This is a genomic window from Umezawaea sp. Da 62-37 (genome assembly GCF_032460545.1).
GTDB lineage: Bacteria > Actinomycetota > Actinomycetes > Mycobacteriales > Pseudonocardiaceae > Umezawaea.
On record NZ_CP135965.1, the window covers coordinates 11,474,912 to 11,490,600 of the forward strand.

At 71.3% G+C, this 15,689-nt stretch carries 13 protein-coding genes; 7 read left to right on the forward strand and 6 right to left on the reverse strand.

Going from position 1 to position 15,689, the window contains the following annotated elements:
- The first annotated feature begins 140 nt into the window (after positions 1-140).
- Positions 141-1,397 (forward strand): extracellular solute-binding protein, encoded by a 1,257-nt coding sequence (locus tag RM788_RS51405; RefSeq protein ID WP_399345323.1) that lies wholly within the window; start codon positions 141-143, stop codon positions 1,395-1,397.
- Positions 1,398-1,403: 6 nt separating this feature from the next.
- Here the strand turns inward: RM788_RS51405 and RM788_RS51410 are convergent, their stop codons facing one another.
- Complete coding sequence (locus RM788_RS51410; protein WP_315929119.1) at positions 1,404-2,282, reverse strand: helix-turn-helix transcriptional regulator; 879 nt, start codon at positions 2,280-2,282, stop codon at positions 1,404-1,406.
- A 128-nt stretch (positions 2,283-2,410) separates the two neighbouring features.
- On the opposite strand from RM788_RS51410, the gene RM788_RS51415 reads away from it, so the two are divergent.
- From RM788_RS51415 to RM788_RS51425, 3 genes are all read left to right on the forward strand, one after another.
- A complete protein-coding gene (locus RM788_RS51415) occupies positions 2,411-2,623 on the forward strand; it encodes a tautomerase family protein (protein WP_315929120.1) in 213 nt (70 codons plus the stop codon).
- Between the two features lie 300 nt (positions 2,624-2,923).
- Entirely contained in the window at positions 2,924-5,677 is a 2,754-nt protein-coding gene (locus RM788_RS51420) for a ricin-type beta-trefoil lectin domain protein (protein ID WP_315929121.1), read from the forward strand.
- Between the two features lie 44 nt (positions 5,678-5,721).
- Positions 5,722-6,831, forward strand: a complete 1,110-nt coding sequence (locus RM788_RS51425) for a ricin-type beta-trefoil lectin domain protein (protein ID WP_315929122.1) — start codon at positions 5,722-5,724, stop codon at positions 6,829-6,831.
- Between the two features lie 103 nt (positions 6,832-6,934).
- On the opposite strand, the gene RM788_RS51430 is transcribed toward RM788_RS51425, so the two are convergent.
- Complete coding sequence (locus RM788_RS51430) at positions 6,935-7,597, reverse strand: O-methyltransferase (RefSeq protein WP_315929123.1); 663 nt, start codon at positions 7,595-7,597, stop codon at positions 6,935-6,937.
- A gap of 57 nt (positions 7,598-7,654) precedes the next feature.
- Between RM788_RS51430 and RM788_RS51435 the strand changes: the two genes are divergently transcribed.
- Positions 7,655-8,254, forward strand: a complete 600-nt coding sequence (locus tag RM788_RS51435; RefSeq protein ID WP_315929124.1) for a TetR/AcrR family transcriptional regulator — start codon at positions 7,655-7,657, stop codon at positions 8,252-8,254.
- Here RM788_RS51435 and RM788_RS51440 read toward each other — a convergent pair.
- On the reverse strand, positions 8,238-8,525 hold the full coding sequence (locus tag RM788_RS51440; RefSeq protein WP_315929125.1) for a hypothetical protein: 288 nt from the start codon (positions 8,523-8,525) through the stop codon (positions 8,238-8,240). The genes RM788_RS51435 and RM788_RS51440 overlap by 17 nt on opposite strands.
- Positions 8,526-8,746: 221 nt before the next feature.
- On the opposite strand from RM788_RS51440, the gene RM788_RS51445 reads away from it, so the two are divergent.
- Complete coding sequence (locus RM788_RS51445; protein WP_315929126.1) at positions 8,747-9,802, forward strand: lysylphosphatidylglycerol synthase transmembrane domain-containing protein; 1,056 nt, start codon at positions 8,747-8,749, stop codon at positions 9,800-9,802.
- A gap of 45 nt (positions 9,803-9,847) precedes the next feature.
- Here RM788_RS51445 and RM788_RS51450 read toward each other — a convergent pair whose 3' ends face one another.
- The 3 genes from RM788_RS51450 to RM788_RS51460 form a co-directional block, all read right to left on the reverse strand.
- Positions 9,848-12,820 carry a glycosyl hydrolase 2 galactose-binding domain-containing protein gene (locus RM788_RS51450; RefSeq protein WP_399345325.1) on the reverse strand — a complete coding sequence of 991 codons (2,973 nt, stop codon included), beginning with the start codon at positions 12,818-12,820 and terminating at the stop codon, positions 9,848-9,850.
- A 351-nt stretch (positions 12,821-13,171) separates the two neighbouring features.
- Positions 13,172-13,627, reverse strand: coding sequence for a BP74-related protein (locus RM788_RS51455; protein ID WP_315929128.1), 456 nt, complete (start codon positions 13,625-13,627; stop codon positions 13,172-13,174).
- Positions 13,628-13,858: 231 nt separating this feature from the next.
- Entirely contained in the window at positions 13,859-15,055 is a 1,197-nt protein-coding gene (locus RM788_RS51460) for a cytochrome P450 (protein WP_315929129.1), read from the reverse strand.
- A gap of 129 nt (positions 15,056-15,184) precedes the next feature.
- Between RM788_RS51460 and RM788_RS51465 the strand changes: the two genes are divergently transcribed.
- On the forward strand, positions 15,185-15,619 hold the full coding sequence (locus RM788_RS51465; protein WP_315929130.1) for a MarR family winged helix-turn-helix transcriptional regulator: 435 nt from the start codon (positions 15,185-15,187) through the stop codon (positions 15,617-15,619).
- The last annotated feature ends 70 nt before the right edge of the window (positions 15,620-15,689 follow it).

Sequence of the window (15,689 nt, forward strand, 5' to 3'; positions counted from 1 at the left end):
CGGTAACAGGGTGGACACAAGCGCTTGACACTCCCCGTGCGACACGCCCAGACTCCCAGTCTGGGAGCGCTCCCAGCCTCGGTTTTCCCCGGCAGAGGAGTCCTCAAGTGCCGCACCGCCCGCTCAGACGCGTCCCCGCTGTGCTCTGCGTCGCCCTGCTCGCCGTCACGACCGCCTGCGGCGGCGGTGGCGGGGACGCGGCGGCCACCGAAGACGTCGAACTCTCCATCGCGACCTTCAACGAGTTCGGCTACGAGGACCTGCTCAAGCAGTACCAGGACACCCACCCGCACATCAGGATCGTGCACCGCAAGACCGGCAAGGCCGACGACCACCACCAGGCCCTGTTCGCGAACATGGCCGCCGGATCCGGTCTCGCCGACGTCGAAGCCGTCGAGGAGGGCTGGATCGCCCAGGTCATGGCCAAGGCGGACCAGTTCAACGACCTCGGTGAGATAGGGCCCTCCGACGTCACGGCGGAGCGCTGGCTGCAGTGGAAGTCCGACGAGGCCAGCACCAAGGACGGCGAGCTGATCGGCTACGGGACCGACATCGGCCCGATGGCGATGTGCTACCGCCGCGACCTGTTCGACGCGGTCGGGCTGCCGTCGGACCCCGAGGCCGTCGGCGACCTGTTCTCCACCTGGGAGAAGTACTTCGCCGCGGGCGACAAGTTCGTCGAGAACTCCGGCGGGAAGGCCTGGTTCGACAGCGCGTCCCAGGTGTTCAACGCGATGATCAACCAGAACAAGGTCGGCTACTACGACCTGGACGACAAGCTCGTCGTGGAGTCCAACCCCGCCGTCAAGGCGGACTGGGACCAGGTCACCGCCGCGGTCCAGGGCGGCCAGTCCGCGAACCTGGTCGCGTTCAGCGACGAGTGGAACGCCGCGTTCAAGAACGCCACCTTCGCCACGAAGACCTGCCCGTCCTGGATGCTCGGCGTGATCGAGGCGCAGGCGGGCCCGGAGAACCAGGACAAGTGGGCCGTCACGGCCGCGTTCCCCGGCGGCGCGGGCAACTGGGGCGGGTCGTTCCTGACCGTGCCCAAGCAGAGCAAGCACCCCAAGGAGGCCGCCGAGCTGGCCGCGTGGCTGACCGCGCCGGAGCAGCAGATCAAGGCGTTCACCGCGAAGGGCGCGTTCCCGAGCCAGAACGAGGCGCTGCTCTCGCCCGCGCTGCTCAACCAGACCAACTCCTACTTCGGCAACGCCAAGGTCGGCGCGCTGTTCGCCGAGCAGGCCAACAAGGTCCCGGCCGCGCAGCACAAGGGGCCGGGGTCCGGGCAGATCCAGGACAAGGTGTTCAGCGACGCGCTCCAGGCCGTCGAGCACGGCACCAAGCCCGAAGAGGCGTGGAAGCAGGCGGTCGTCGAGGCCGACAAGGTCGCGAAGTAGCGCCCGTCACCACCTCGGTGCCGCGCCGTCCTCGGCCGGGAGGCGGTCGTCGCCGAGCCGCTGGACGCCGATGACCGCGAGCAGCCCCAACTGCTCGACGGCCGGGCTGCCCGGCGGCGCGGTGAAGAACTGGAGCCGCTGCCCGCCGTCCTCGCTGAACAGGTTCTGGCAGTGCACGTCGATCTCGCCCAGTTCCGGGTGGTTGACGCGCTTGCGGTCGCCGCGGCGCACGGCCACGTCGCCGGTGTCCCACAGGTCGGCGAACTCGCGGCTGGCCCGGCGCAGTCGGGCCACCATCGCGGTGGCCCCGGCGTCGTCGCCGCGGCGGGCGACGGCCGCGCGCAGGTCGTGGACCAGCACCCGCGAGTGGTGCGGGTGGTCGTCCTCCGGGTAGATCGACCGCGCGCCGGGGTCGGTGAACCACCGGTGCACGAAGCTCGCCTCCGGCCCGGAGGTGTGCGGCGGCGGCCCCATCAGCGCCTCGGCCAGCCGGTTCTGCACGAGCGTCTCGTGCAGGTCGGTGATGATCTGCGCCGGGGTCGTGTCGAGCCGGTCCAGCAGCGCGAGCATCGCGGGCTGCACGTGCGCCGACGTCCCGTGCGCCGCGGGCGGCAGCCGGTCGGCGAGCCGGAACAGGTGGTCGCGCTCGTCGTGGTCCAGCCGCAGCGCCCTGGCGAGCGCCGTCAGCATCTGCGCCGACGGCTGCGTGCCGCGGCCGCGTTCCAGCTCGATGTAGTAGTCCACCGACGCGCCCGCGAGGGTGGCGACCTCGTCGCGCCGCAGACCGGGCACGCGGCGGCGCGGGCCGGTGGTCAGCCCGACCTCGGCGGGCGTGATCCGGGCGCGTCGCGACCGCAGGAAGGCGCCGAGTTCGGACAGGTTCACGCCACCAGTGTGCGGCGGCCGCCCCGGCCGAGCCAGGGGGTGCTGACCCCTGGGTGGACGGCAACTGGTCGTCGCCCCGCGCCGGGGTCATCGTCGTGGTGACAACACCGAGCAGTGGGAGACAGACGATGCCGTTCGCCAACCTGAAGGTCCCCGCGGGGACGCTGTCCGCCGCGCAGAAGGAGGAGCTGGTCGTCAAGGTGACCGACCTGTACGCCGAGGTGTTCGGCGACCGCGCCCGCGCCACCACGATGGTGCTGGTGGAGGAGGTCGCCGACGGCGGCTGGGGCGTGTCGGGCGGGGTGCTGACCCTGGCGATGCTGACCGGCTCCGAGGCGTGACGGGCGGTCCGGCGCGGTGCGCGACCGCCGCGCCGGACGCCGTGCGACGACCGGCGTGGGCCGTTCGGTCGCAGTTGTCCCGCGCGGGCTGACAACCCGGACAGGATCACCGACCTTTCGTTGACAGCCCGGCGGATTTCCCCGAATAGTGGGGCCGTATCGCGAATACCGGACCAATTGACACGGCGCCGGACCGCCCGGAATGGCAGACGGTTTCGGCCGGAAACCACGCCGGGTCGCCAACCGGTGTCATGGCCTGTCAAAGGAGACAGCCATGAAAAGCACGTCGCGGTACTCGTCGTGAGGGCTCGCCGGTTCACCTGCCTGGTCGTGGGCGCATTGTTGGCCGGTTCGGCGATGGCGATTCCCGCCGGTGGCGCGGCCGTGGCGGCCACGACGTCGGTCGCGGTGAACGGCGCGAGCACCGGTAGGACGTTCGACGGCGTCGGCGCCATCAGCGGTGGCGGTGGGAATTCCCGGCTGCTGGTCGACTACCCGCCCGCGCAGCGCGCGCAGATCCTGGACTACCTCTTCAAGCCGAACTACGGCGCCGCTGTTCAGTTGTTGAAACTGGAGATCGGCGGCGACGCGAACTCCACCGACGGCGCCGAACCGAGCCACCAGCACGTGCGCGGGGAGATCGACTGCAACGTCGGCTACGAGTTCTGGCTGGGCGCCGAGGCCGTCGCCCGCAACCCCGCGATCAAGCTCGTGGCGCTGCCGTGGGCGGCGCCGGGCTGGATCGGCGGCGGGAACTTCTGGTCCCAGGACATGATCGACTACGACATCTCCTGGCTCGACTGCGCCAAGTCGCACGGCCTGACCATCGGCTACCTCGGCGGCTGGAACGAACGCGGCCGGAACCTGGCCTGGTACGAGAACCTCCGGTCGGCGCTGGACGCGCGCGGCTACGGCTCGGTGCAGATCGTCGGCGACGACACCGGCTGGGACACCGCAGACGACATGCTCCGCGACCCCCAGTTCAACGCCGCCGTGAGCGTGGTGGGCTCGCACTACCCGTGCGGCTACCTGTCCGACGCCACGTCGTGCGGCACGTCGGCGAACGCGGTCGCGACCGGGAAACCCCTGTGGGCCAGCGAGTTCGGCTCGCAGGACTTCAACACCGGCTCGGCGCCCTACATCCGCACCATCACCCGCGGCTACCTCGACGGGCAGATGACCGGGTTCATGAACTGGCCGCTGGTGGCCGCGCTGTACTCGACCCTGCCCTACAGCACGGTCGCCCTCGCCACCGCGAACACCCCGTGGTCCGGCGCCTACCAGCTCGGCAAGAGCCTGTGGGCCAACGCCCAGGTCGCCCAGTTCACCCAGCCCGGCTGGAAGTTCCTCACCGGCACGGCGAGCGGCTACCTCGGCGGGAACCGCGCCAACGGCAGCTACATCTCGCTGAAGTCCACCAACGGCACCGACTACTCCACCGTCTACGAGACGACCGGCGCCGCGGCCGCGCAGACCTTGGACGTCGCCGTGTCCGGCGGCCTGAAGACCGGCGCCGCGCACGTGTGGTCGACCGACCTGGGCTCGTCGAACACCGCGGACTACTTCGTGAAGCAGGCCGACATCACCCCGTCCGGCGGGGCGTATTCGCTGACCCTGCAACCGAACCGGATCTACACCGTCACCACGACGACCGGGCAGGCCAAGGGCACCGCCACGAGCCCGGCCGCCGGGTCGCTCGGCCTGCCCCACGCCGACGATTTCGAGTCCTACGCCGTGCGCAAGGAGGCGAAGTACTTCTCCGACATGCAGGGCTCGTTCGAGGTCCGCCCCTGCGCGGCCGGTCGCGCGGGCAAGTGCCTCCAGCAGGTCGCGCCGGTCAGGCCGATCGAGTGGCAGGACGACAGCGACGCCTACGGCCTGCTCGGCGACCCGTCGTGGGCCGACTACGCGGTGAGCGTCGACGTGGACATGCAGCAGGCGGGCACGGTCACGTTGCTGGGCCGGGCGAACACGCAGAACCGGCCGCAGGGCAGGCAGGCCGCCTACCAGCTGCGCGTCGCCGACACCGGCGCGTGGTCGATCGCGAAGAACAGCAGCGGCGGCGTGCTGACCACCCTCGCCTCCGGCACCCGGTCCGCGCTGGGGCTGAACTCCTGGCACACCCTCAAGCTCGGCTTCTCCGGCAACCGGATCACCGCCACCGCCGACGGCGCGACGCTCGGCGCGGTCACCGACAACTCGTTCACCGCCGGACTCGTCGGGGTCGGCGTCGTGGGCTACCAGACGAACCTGTTCGACAACCTCTCCGTCACGCCCAACCCGCCCGGCGACTTCGGCGGCTACCTCAAGGGCGTGGAGTCCGGCATCTGCGTCGACGTGCCCGCCGCGAGCCACGCCAACGGCACCGCGGTCGCGTTGTGGGACTGCACCGGCGGCGACAACCAGAGCTGGACGGCCACCCCCGCCAAGGAGTTGAGGGTCTACGGCGACAAGTGCCTGGACGCGGGCGGCACCGCCGACGGGACCGCGGTGCGGATCAACGACTGCACCGGGGCGAGCACTCAGCAGTGGACCGTGAACTCCGACGGCACGGTCGTCGGGTCCGGCAAGTGCCTGGACGCCAACGCCCGCGGGACCGCGCCCGGCACGGCGCTGGTGATCTGGGGCTGCAACGGCGGCGGGAACCAGAAGTGGGCGCGGGCCGACACCACCGGGTTCCTCAAGGGCCAGGAGTCCGGCCGGTGCGTGGACGTGCCCGCGTTCGAGCAGACCAACGGCACCCGGCCCGCGCTGTGGGACTGCAACGGCGGCGCCAACCAGACGTGGACCTCCACGGCGACCAACCAGCTCAAGGTGTACGACGCCAAGTGCCTGGAGGCCGCGGGCGGCGGCACCGCCGACGGGACGGCCGTCCAGATCACCGACTGCACCGGAACGACCGCCCAGCAGTGGCGGGTCGGCTCCGGCGGCGCGGTCGTCGGCGTTGGCTCCGGCAAGTGCCTGGACGCCACCGGCCACGGCACCGCCAACGGCACCCTGTTCGCCATCTCCACCTGCACCGGCGCCGGGAACCAGAAGTTCTCCCGATCCTGACGGGGGTCCCCGGCGCCGGGGCGGTACGGACGAAAGGATCGGCTATGCGCTGGAACCTCAGGCGGCTCGGTGCCGCAGGGCTCGGACTCGTGCTCGCCGCCGGGATGGCGGTGACCACGACCGCGCCCGCACAGGCCGCCGAGTCCAACGGCGGCGTGCGGGTGATGCCGCTCGGCGACTCCATCACCGACGGCTACAACGTTCCCGGCGGCTACCGGATCAACCTGTGGCAGCGGATGGCCGCCGCCGGGCAGACCGTCGACTTCGTCGGCTCCGGCGTCAACGGCCCCGCCGCGCTCGGCGACCACGACCACGAGGGCCACTCCGGGTGGCGCATCGACCAGCTCGACGCGAACATCGTCGGCTGGCTGGCGAACTCCAATCCGCGCACGGTCCTGCTGCACATCGGCACCAACGACATGAACCAGAACTACGACATCGCCAACGCCCCCGCGCGGCTGTCCGCGCTGATCGACAAGATCCGGGCCAACGCGCCCCAGGTCGAGCTGTTCGTCGCCCAGATCACCCCGGAGAGCGACGCGACGCAGGAGTCGCGCGTGCAGGCGTTCAACGCCACCGTGCCCGGCATCGTGTCGCAGAAGGGCGCGAAGACCCACCTGGTGGACATGCACTCGGCCATCACCACCGCCGACCTGGCCGATGGCGTCCACCCGAACCAGGCGGGCTACGACAAGATGGGCGCCCGCTGGTTCTCCGCCCTCCAGTCCGTGCCCGGCAGCCTGACGACCGTCGCCGTCCCACCGGTCGGCGGCGACGTCGTCCTGTCCAACCCCCAGTCGACCCGCTGCCTCGACGCCGACGGCGCGGGCACCGCCGACGGCACGCAGATCCAGCTCTGGGACTGCCTAGGCGTGGCCAACCAGCGCTGGACCCGCACCGCCGCGGGCGAACTGCGCTCCTACGGCCGCTGCCTGGACGTGAACGCCAACGGCACGGCGAACGGCACGAAGATCCAGCTGTGGACGTGCAACTCGTCGGCGGCGCAGAAGTTCACCTTCACCACCAACGGCACCATCGTGGGCGCGGGGTCGGGCAAGTGCGTCGACGTGACGTCCAGCGGCACGGTCAACGGCACGCGCGTGCAGCTCTACGACTGCAACAACACCGCCGCCCAGCGCTGGTCGGTGCGGTAGTCGGGGTGGGGGCGTCTTCGATGGACGCCCCTGCCGCCGGTCGACCTTCGCCGAACCGGAACCCGGTCCGGCCGCGACCACTGCGAACGGTGCAGGCCGATCCTCAGACCCGGCAGCTGATCTCCATGCCGTCCTCGACCGGGAAGTCCACGGACTGGTAGCCGTTGGACGGGGTGCGGACGTAGGCGAGGTACGGGGCCATCGACGTGAAGGTGGTGTCGTCGGCGACGACGAGGGCGCCGGGGGAGAGGTGGGGTTCGAGGAGGTGGAGGACGGGGAGGCAGAGGTCCTTCCAGCCGTCGAGCAGGACGAGGTCGACGGGGCCGTCGAGGGTCGTGAGGGTGTCCAGGGCGTCGCCCTCGAGCACGGTGACGACGTCGTCCAGCCCGGTCTCGGTGAACGTGCGGCGTGCCGCGGTGGTCTTGGTGCGGCTGAGTTCGGTGGTGAAGACGTGGCCGCGGCCGTTGTCCCGCACGGCGGCGGCGAGGTGGAGGGTGGAGATGCCGAACGAGGTGCCGAACTCGACGACGGTGGTCGGGCGGGAGGCGCGGACGAGGGTGTGGAGCAGCCTGCCGCACTCGGCGGAGATCGGCATGCAGATCGCGGCGCCCTCGTCGGCGCGCTCCTGCGACGTGGTCGGCACGTACCCGGTGGGGCGATCGGCGACGAGCGCGTCCGACGTGACGTCGCCGTGCTCCGCCCGCGCGAACATCCGGCTGAGGGCGCGTTCGACTCCTAGGTCCTGCAACGTGCTGGTACGTGTCATGCCAGCCAGAGTAGACGCAACGTTGCGTCTTGCCTAGAACGCACTAGGCTCGGCGGCATGGGAACGCGCCACCACGGCAACCGGCACCAGCGCAGCGAGGACGCCCGGCAGGCGGTGCTGCACGCCGCCGACGGACTGCTGGTCGAGAAGGGGTTCGCGGGCGTGACGATGGAGGGGATCGCGGCGGCCGCCGGGGTCGCCAAGCAGACGATCTACCGCTGGTGGGGTTCCAAGACCGAGGTCCTGCTGGACGCCTTCCTCGAGGACGCGGCCCAGCACCTGACCCCGGCCGACCACGGCGACCTGGACCGCGACCTGCGCGCCCACCTCGACGCCCTCGCCCTGTTCCTCGGCGGTTCGGACGCGGGCGCGGTGTTCCGGGCGCTGATCGGCCAGGCGCAGCACGACCCGGCGTTCGCCGCCGTCTTCCGCGCCCGCTACCTGGACGAGCAGCGCCGCCGTGACCGGCTGCCCCTGGAACGGGCGGCCGAACGCGGTCGGCTGCCCGCCGGTCTGGACGCGGCGGCCGAGACCGAACGCCTGCTGGCGCCGCTCTACTACCGCGTCCTGGTGACCGGCGACCCGGTCGACCAGGCCTTCGTGCACGGACTGGTCGACGACTTCCTGCGGCGTGCGGCGGTCACTCACCCCGCATAGCGCGGCGGATCTCCTCCAGCTTGTCGCGGCCCGCCCGGTCGCGCTCGGCCAGCTGCTCGTCGACCGACGCGGCCTCCGGAGCCCCGCCAGCCAGCTCGGTCGAGGCCGACGCGGTGCCCACCCGGTTCTCGATCCGGTCCCGCACGTAGTCGAACGTCGGCACTCCGTCGTCGGTGTAGTCGAAGGCGGGCACGACCGGCGGGGGAGCGTCGGTCGTCTCGACGATCTCGCCCTCGATCGCCTGCTGCTCGTCCTGGTGGGGCTCGGTCATCGCCTGCTCCGTTCGTCGGTGCTGTGGCCGCCATTGTTCACGCACCGTCCCCACGCGGGCGGGACCTGTGAACATCCTGTGCGCCACTTGTGATCCCCGTCTCGCGGGGTTTCGGGAAACCGTTGAACGGCAACACTTCCCCAATTCGCACCGTCTAGTGTGGAACGGATCGGGTGGTGCGCGCACAGGGAGGTCACATGTCCGGGAGGGATGCTCGTGGCATGACCGAGCTGACCTTCCGCGCGCCCGTCGCCATCGCCGAGGTCGATCCGGCGGCGGCGCGGAAGCGGCGGCTGCGGATCGCGGCGGGCGGCGCGGTGGCCGTGCTGCTCGCGGTCGAGGGCTTCCTGGTCGCGCCGACGCTGGAGGAGGCGGCGACGTCGCTCGCGAACGTCGACGCGGTCTGGTCCGCCGTCGCCATCCTCGCGGTGGCGATGTCGATGGTGATGTTCGCGCTGACCAGGCGGCGGCTGCTGCTCGCGGCGGGCATCCGGGCGTCGGTGCGCGACTCGGTCGAGGCCGCGCTGGTGGCGAACTCGCTGCACGCGACCCTGCCCGGCGGCCCGGCGTTCTCCACCGCCTACAACTTCCGCTGGATGCGCGGCGCGGGCGCCAGCAGCGCCGTCGCGACCTGGTGCCTGGTGGCCGGCGGGCTCGTGTCGACGGCGTCGCTGGGCGTCGTGGCCCTGATGGCCGCGGTGCTGGTGCGCGGCCGGGGGAGCTGGGACCAGCTGGCGGTCGAGGCCGCGGGCCTGGTCGCCGCGGGCTTGGCCGTCCGCTGGGTCATGCGGCGCCCCCACCTGCTGGTCACCGCAGGCCAATGGGTGCTCCGCCGGGTGAACAGGCTCCGCCGCCGTCCGGTGGAGACCGGCGTCGAGGGCCTCGGCGACCTCGTGACGCAGCTCGGGACCGTACGTCCCACCGGCCGCGACTGGGTCGCGTCGACCGGACTCGCGCTGCTCAACTGGGCGTTCGACGCGGCCTGCCTGGCCGCGTGCGCGGCGGCGCTCGGCGTGCACGGCGTGACGCTGCCGCTGCTGCTCGTCGCCTTCACCGCGGGCATGTCGACCTCCGGGCTCTCGCCCCTGCCGGGCGGGCTCGGCGTCGTGGACGCCGCCCTCGTGCTCACGTTCGTCGCGGGCGGCATCCCGGCCGCGCAGGCGCTGCCCGCCGTCGTGCTCTACCGGCTGATCAGCCTGGTCGGCGTCGTCGCGGCGGGCTGGGTCGTGTGCGCGGCCCGGCAGGTCCGCCCCTGGCACTCCGCCGACACCCCCTGAACGACCGGGTCCGTCGCGGGAGCCCCGCGGCGGACCCGGTCCCCCTCACAGGGTGATCCTGTCGACGTTGGGTCCTCCGTCGGCGGTCGTCGCCACCGCCTTGATCCTGTTCACCCCCGCCGCGAGCGTGAGCCGCACGGTGGCCGTCTGCCAGGTCGTCCACGCCCCGGTGCCCGCGAACGCGACCCCGGTCGGCCCGGTCGTGCCGTTCACGCTGAACGTCATCGGCCGGTTGGCCGCCGTGCCGTTGGCGAATCGGACGACGACGTCGACCGGTCCCGCCGCGGCGGCGTCGACGGTCCACTCGACCGAGCTGCCCGCCGCGTTGTCGTAGTTGACGAACCCGGTCCCGGTGAAGCCCGCGTGGTTGGACTCGACCACGCCCTGGACGACCGCGCCGTCCTCCGCCTGGTAGTCGACCGGTGTGCCACCGCCGCCGCCGTTGGCGGGCACGGTCCGGGTGCCGGTGTTCCAGCCGGACACCCGGACGGACGGGGACGCGCCCTTCAGGTCGGACGTGCGGTACTTCGCGGTGAGCGTGGTCGACTCGCCCGGCCACAGGCTGACCGCGTTGTCGTTCCACTGGACCGGGAGCACCGGCGCGCCCGCCGCGCCAACGACGTGCGCGTCGACGTAGAACGCCGGGACCTTGCCGGTCGAGGTGTTCCTCAGCACGACCGTGGTGGTGGTGTCGCCGTCCGACCCCGTGGTGGAGGTCGCGGTCGTGGTCACCGGCGCGGTGGCCAGCCCGGCGAGGCCCGTCAGGTCCGCCGACGCCGTGGTGGGCGTGTAGTACCAGTCGGTGTTGGCCCAGTCCAGCGTGTCCGCCTTGGTGGACAGCCAGTACACGTTGCGGCTGACCTCCCTGCCCGCGGAGTCGCTAAGCACGAGCTTCGCCAGGTACGTCGTGGACAGACCGGTCACCGCCGGGATCGTCACCACGCTGGTCTTGGCGCCGTCGCCGCCCACCGAGACGCCCGTGGACGTCTGGGTGTACTTCTCCGTGCCGTCCAGGTTGAACAGCTTGACGCTCGCCGTCAGCCCGCTCGCCGCCGCGTGGTCGCGGTTGACCACGACGACCGACCTGGAGTCGTAGGAGTACTGGATGTGCAGCTCCTCGTTGGCCTTCTTGGCGCCGTAGTACGCGCCGTTCTGGTCGAGGTAGGTGTCGAACAGCTGCCAGTGCAGCGACGTCCAACCGCTGTTCAGCATCCAGTAGATCAGCCCCGTCGAAGGGTTCGAAGCGTCCGTCGCGTTGCGGGCGTGCGACTCGAACTCCGCGCGCACGTTCTCGTACTGCGCGAGCTGGGCCTTGCGGGTGAAGTCCGCCAGGCTCGTCGTGGCGCCGTAGCGCTTGGCGAGCGCGTCGCCGAACAGCTTCAGGTTGCCGAACGTCGAGGACGACGAGCGGTGGTACTGGGCCGTCGAGGGACTGGTCCACAGCGTGTTCAGCTCGCTCGCCGACATCATCCGGTTGAGCGTGTCGGTGGTGGGGATGCTGGGCCCGGCGCTGGTCTCGGAGTTGAAGTTCCACGCGCCGCCGCTGTCGGTGTGCGCCTTGTCGTACCAGTAGTTCGGCGGCACGTAGTCGTACGGGCCGTTCATCTTCATGCCGGACGCGCCCAGTTGCGGCGAGGACTTCGCCGAGGCCGCCGGGACGACCGGGGTCGGCCAGTCGGCGGCGGTGAGCGCGTCGAGGTAGCCCTTCTCGATGGTCGCGTCGGGCGCGAAGTCGCTGCCGATGTGGAACGAGATCACGCTGGGGTGGTCGCGCAGCCGCTCGGCCTCGCCGGTCATCGACGCCTTCGCGATCGGGTAGTCCGCCGCGGTCCAGGCGTCCCCGGCCTCGCCGCCGTTGACCTGGCCCTCCCACTTGTCGCAGCACTCCCAGCCCGGCATGGTCAGCACGCCGTACTGGTCGGCCAGGTCGAAGAACTCGTCGGGCTCGATGTGCCCTTCCAGGCGCACGGTGTTGAGGCCGAGGTCCTTGACGTACTTGAGCTTGTCGGACGCGTAGGTGGTGTTCCAGCGCAGGAACAGGTCGGGGGACCAGCCGCCGCCGCGGATCAGCAGGTTCCGGCCGTTGATCGTGTACTGCCTGCCGCCGCTGGAGTTCAGCGCCGCCTTGACGTCGCGGACGCCGAAGCGCGAGTGCGCCGTGTCCGACGTCGTGCCCGCCACGGCCGCGGTGAGGTCCAGGTCGTAGAGCGGCTGGCCGCCCATGTCCGCGGGCCACCACACGTTCGGGTTGTCCACGCCGACGACCCCGAAGGTCACCGTCTTCTTCTCCTTGGCCGCCAGCGAGACCGTCTGGCTGATCGCCCGGCCCGCCACGGTGCCCGAGACCACGGTGGAGACCGCCGCCGAGGAGTCGTTGCGGACGTCCGCCTTCACGGTCAGGTCCACGTGGTTCAGCGCGGGCACGGCCAGCTTCGTGACGACGTGCTCGCCGCGCAGCGCGACCGGGCCGCTGCGCCGCACCAGCACGTCCCGCACGATGCCCATGTTCTGGTCCGGCGGCGTCTGCGCCCAGTCGATCCAGCCCATCGAGAGGTCCTTGAGCGGGTCGTTCGGGTAGACCTTGAACGCCACCGCGTTCACGCCCTCGTGGACCAGCGCGGTCACGTCCAGGTCGTGCCGGGTGTAGGCGCCGTTGACCTGGTCCTTGGTCGCGACTCTGGTGCCGTTGACCCACACGTCGGCTTTCGAGAGCACACCGCTGAAGTCGAGGTGGGTGCGCTGGGCGGTGGCGTCCAGGGTCAGGTCCGTGCGGTACCACCACGGGACGGTGAAGTTCGCCTTCGGCACGTCCCGCATCCGCGTCGAGTAGAACGGGTCGGGGTAGACGTTGTTCGCCAGCAGCGCCGCGTACACCGTCGAACGCGACGCCGCCGGGTACCACCCGGCGGTGGAGAACCCCGGCTTGGACACCGCCGAGTCGTCGCTGATCCCCGTGGACGTCTGGATGAGGTAGCCGGGGATGGCGGTCGCGGTGCCGGGGGCGTCGGCGACCGCCATCGACGCGGTGGACTGCTGTCGACCGGACGCTTCCGGCGCGACGACCGCCGCGCAGACCAGCGAGGCCAGTGCCGCGACGACGGCTGTTCGAAGGGGGAGTCGGGGTCGAATCGGACGGGTGCTCACCAGCGCGTCTCCTCGGGCACACGGCGGCGGCCGGACCAGGGATTGTTAGGGAACTTTCCTAACAGTTCGTGGATAGTAGCCGTCCGATCACTCCGACGACAGCCCCGAACCGGTGTCCGTGGTCAGCGGATCGGGGCCGGACGCCGAGCGGCGCGGTCGCGGTCGAACCGACCGCGACCGCGCCGACGGTCTCCCCGTCCGCAGGGGCGGGATCGTCAGCCCCGGTCAGGGCGTGGGAACCTCCCTGACCAGCTTCGCGCTCCACGGGCACCAGATGAGGCCAGGCAGGAACGCGCCGCCGGCTTCGTCCAGGTGGTCTTCGACGTACTCGGTGCCGGCATCGCAGACCTCGATGACCCCGTCGCTGAACGCGACGCTGTCGGGGTTGTAGTGGAAGGACCACCGCGGGTTGTACGGGGCGGGCCGTTTGACGATCCGGCCGACGATGTAGCGCCTCCCGGTCTCGTCTGCCAGCATGGCGCGGGCGTTGTCGATCTCCTCCTGTTTGGTGATCTTCACGACGAACCCGGCGCTGTAGGACGGTGCCGTGAACTCGAAGTACGCCGCTTCCTGCCTGGCCGCGGGGCCATCAGCAGTGGACGGATCGGCCTGCGCCACTCCTGTCAGCGCCATCGCCACGGCGGCGGCCAGTCCACCGGCACGCACCACGAAACCTCGCATCACGACCTCCGACTCGGTGCCGGGTGGTTCCCGGCTCCACCCGACCAGCCGAGCACCGCGGTTCCGGTCCTGCCACCGCGGACGCGTGCAAACCACCCGGTCCGGTGTTCCGCGTCGCCCCGGCCCGCCTCGCCTCGGGAGGTCGACGGCCACCGAGCCGGGGCCGCCTGCCGGGCTGGGCCTGTGCCGCGGTCGTGGCCCACGCGCTGGACCGGCCGTCCGCGGACCCGCTCACCAGGTGACCGGCAGCGACCGCACCGCGTAGACCGGCCCGTCGACCCGGAACCGCAGGTCCTCCTCGGGCACCGCCAGGCGGAGGCCGGGGAAGCGGCGCAGCAGCGCGGGCATCGCGATCCGCAGCTCCATCCGCGCCAACTGCTGGCCGAGGCACTGGTGCACGCCGTGGCCGAACGCCAGGTGGGGCTGGGGCTTGCGCCGCACGTCAAGGTCGGCGTTCTCGCCGACGAAGGCGGGGTCCCAGTTGGCGGCCAGTTGCGACACCACGACCCGCTCGTCCGCCCGCACGGCGGTGGCGCCGACGACCACGTCCTCGGTCGCCTCCCGGACCAGGGGTGCGGCGATGGCGAGGTGGCGCAGCAGCTCCTCCACCGCGCTGGTCGTCACGGAGTCGTCGTCGCGGACCAAGGTGAGCTGCTCCGGGCTCCGCAGCAGCGCCAGCGCGCCCAGCGAGATCATGTTCGACGTCGTCTCGTGCCCCGCGATCAGCAGCAGGTTGCCCATGCCGACCAGCTCGTCGTCGCTCAGCTCGTGCCCGTGGTCCCGGACGAGGTCGCCGAGCAGCGTGTCGCCGGGGTCGGCGCGGCGGGCGGTGACGATCGTGGCCATGTAGTCGTTCAGCCCGGCCACCGTGGCGAGGTGCTCCTCCAGGGAGGTCGCCCCGGCGAGCAGGACCTCGGTCCGCCGCTGGAAGTCGTCGCGGTCGGCGTAGGGCACGCCGAGCAGCTCGCAGATCACCAGCGACGGCACCGGCAGCGCGTACTCGGTCATCAGGTCGACGGGTCCGGTCGCGGCCGCCATCGCGTCCAGTCGCCCGGTCACGACCTCCTCGATGCGCGGCCGCAGCTTCCCGATCCGCCGCACGGTGAACGCGCCGGTCAGCATCCGCCGCAGCCGCGCGTGCTCGGGTCCGTTGTGGTTCAGCAGGAAGCCGGGCTGGTTCCCGAGCGTGCGGGGCTGCTCGGGGTCGAACGCGAACCCCATCGCGAACCTCTGGTCGCCGAGCACGCGGCGCACGTCGGCGTACCGGGTGACGACCCGCGCGTCGAACGGGTCCTGGCCGTTGAGCGCCATCCGGACCGCGGGCAGCGCGGTCGTGTCGTCCCGGATCGCGGCCAGCTCGGTGTCGGGCGCGAACGGGCAGCCGGTCCCGCGTCGGTTGGTGACCAGTGCGGCCTGGTGCTGGGTCATGGAACGTCCCCCTCGGACAAGTGCTTGAGTTGCTCAACCACTTCGAGCCTGGCGGAGATGCTTGAGTCTGTCAAGGAACGTCGACTCGATGAGGAACTCACGGAACAGCTCAAGAGGTAGGCTGGTCCCATGGGCACGCACGAGACGAACGCGCTGCTGGTCGAGCAGCTCATCGACCTGAACTCCCTGGTCGCGGGGATGACGAGGGCCGTCGTCGAGGCGGAGGGGCTCAACGAGTCGCAGGCGAACCTGCTGTGGCTGCTCGACCCCGGCGCCGAACCCGTGTCGCTCAAGCAACTCGCGGGCAAGCTCAAGTGCGACCCGTCGAACGTGACCCTGATCAGCGCCAAGCTGGAGGAGAAGGGCCTCGCCGTGCGCGCGCCGCACCCCGAGGACGGCCGCGTCCGCACCCTCGTGCTCACCAAGGCCGGCAAGAAGGCCCGCGAGCGCGTCCTCGCGGGCGCCTACGGCCGTTCGCCCTTCAAGGTGCTGGGCGAACGCGACCAGCAGCAGCTGCACCGCCTGCTCAAGAAGGTCCTCGACGCCTCGGAACCCCAGCGCTGACATCCGGCGTCCGACTTGTGGATGGAGTCGCCGACCGCCGGGACCCTTCTACGTCAACGCGCTGCGCTGT

Bases quoted from the DNA above. Each gene is read 5' to 3' on its own strand.
- RM788_RS51445 (WP_315929126.1), top strand. From the start codon at position 8,747: ATGACCGAGCTGACCTTCCGCGCGCCCGTCGCCATCGCCGAGGTCGAT.
- RM788_RS51415 (WP_315929120.1), top strand. From the start codon at position 2,411: ATGCCGTTCGCCAACCTGAAGGTCCCCGCGGGGACGCTGTCCGCCGCG.
- RM788_RS51465 (WP_315929130.1), top strand. From the start codon at position 15,185: ATGGGCACGCACGAGACGAACGCGCTGCTGGTCGAGCAGCTCATCGAC.
- RM788_RS51425 (WP_315929122.1), top strand. From the start codon at position 5,722: ATGCGCTGGAACCTCAGGCGGCTCGGTGCCGCAGGGCTCGGACTCGTG.
- RM788_RS51450 (WP_399345325.1), bottom strand. From the start codon at position 12,820: ATGGCGGTCGCCGACGCCCCCGGCACCGCGACCGCCATCCCCGGCTAC.
- RM788_RS51460 (WP_315929129.1), bottom strand. From the start codon at position 15,055: ATGACCCAGCACCAGGCCGCACTGGTCACCAACCGACGCGGGACCGGC.
- RM788_RS51430 (WP_315929123.1), bottom strand. From the start codon at position 7,597: ATGACACGTACCAGCACGTTGCAGGACCTAGGAGTCGAACGCGCCCTC.
- RM788_RS51435 (WP_315929124.1), top strand. From the start codon at position 7,655: ATGGGAACGCGCCACCACGGCAACCGGCACCAGCGCAGCGAGGACGCC.
- RM788_RS51455 (WP_315929128.1), bottom strand. From the start codon at position 13,627: ATGCGAGGTTTCGTGGTGCGTGCCGGTGGACTGGCCGCCGCCGTGGCG.
- RM788_RS51440 (WP_315929125.1), bottom strand. From the start codon at position 8,525: ATGACCGAGCCCCACCAGGACGAGCAGCAGGCGATCGAGGGCGAGATC.